1 protein-coding gene and 1 pseudogene are annotated in these 1,254 nt (G+C 77.4%); one reads left to right on the top strand and one right to left on the bottom strand.

The window, feature by feature from the left end; all coding sequences use genetic code 11:
* Positions 1 to 355: pseudogene (locus MCAG_RS33735) on the bottom strand (type VII secretion protein EccE); the annotation flags it as partial.
* A gap of 201 nt (positions 356 to 556) precedes the next feature.
* On the opposite strand from MCAG_RS33735, the gene eccB reads away from it, so the two are divergent.
* Positions 557 to 1,254: type VII secretion protein EccB (gene eccB / locus MCAG_RS17330; RefSeq protein WP_007074279.1), on the top strand; the 698-nt coding region annotated here is incomplete at its 3' end.

Raw genomic sequence — 1,254 nt, 5'->3', positions numbered from 1 at the left:
CCGCACCGCCGGTCACCGCCGCCTGGGCCTCCTCCCGGCGCAGCCGCAGCCGGCGGCGCAGCAGCAGGTCCTCGTACCACCAGCGACCGCCCCGGCGGGCGAAGGCGGCGGCGACGGCCGCCACCGCGACGACGGCGACGACGCCGACCAGCCAGCCGGGGCCGCCGAGCGCGGCGTAGACGGCCAGCGCGCCGAGCTCCGCCACGACGAGCTGGCCGACGACGACCGGGCCGAGGCGACCCCGGCTGCGCCGGTCGGCGGGGACGACGGCGCGGTCGGGCGGGTCGGCCGGGCCGGCGGCCGGACGAGCCCTTGGCGCGGCCGTACGGCCCGGTGGCCCCTGGACCTGCGTCATCGGTGGCGTCCCTTCTCGACAGCGGCTCTCCTGGCCGGCACGGGCGGGCGGTGCGCCCGTCCCCGGGCGGCGGTGGCCCCGGTGACCGGCCGGCAAACCCTTATCGTAGGGAAGCCCGCGGCGTTGCTCGGACCTGATCGCCGCGCCCACCCCGCCGTCGGACTCGATCGTCGCGGCCCGACCCGCCGCCGGAGGTAAGTCATGCGGACCCGCCGCGACCAGGTGCAGGCGTACCGCTTCGTCACCCGCCGGATCGTCTCCGCGCTGCTCTCCGGCGACCCCGAGACGACGAACCTGCCGATGCGGCGGCTCGGCCTGGCGGTGGTCGGCAGCGTGGTGGCCGCGGCGGTGGTGCTCGGCGGCGTCGGCGCGTACGGCCAGCTCACCGGCAACGCCGCGCCGCTGGAGGCGAACACGCTGGTGATCGAGCGGGAGACCGGGGCGACGTACGTCTACGTGGACGGCCTGCTGCACCCGACCCTGAACTACGCCTCGGCCCGGCTCGTCCTCGACGAGGCGGACCCGACGGTGCGCACCATGTCGCGGGCGTCCATCGCGGACCGGCCGCGCGGACGTACCGTCGGGATCGTCGGCGCGCCGGACGCGCTGCCCGACCGGAAGTCGCTGATCGGGCTGCCCTGGTCGGTCTGCGACGTGCCGGATCCGGCCGCCTCCGACCGGTCCACCACACACGTGGTGATCGACCGGCCACTCTCCGGCGGCGTGCCGCTCGGCGACCGGGCGGTGCTGGTCACCGTGAACGGCGGGCGGTACCTGCTCACGGGCGACGCCCGGCTGCGGATCGCCGGCGGGGATCCCGCGACCGCCGCGCTGCGGATGGCCGGCGCCACCACGCTCACGGTCGGTGAGCAGCTCCTCAACGCCGTGCCGACGGGGCC

This window comes from Micromonospora sp. ATCC 39149 (assembly GCF_000158815.1).
Taxonomy (GTDB): domain Bacteria; phylum Actinomycetota; class Actinomycetes; order Mycobacteriales; family Micromonosporaceae; genus Micromonospora.
This window is presented reverse-complemented; position numbering and strand designations above follow the sequence as displayed.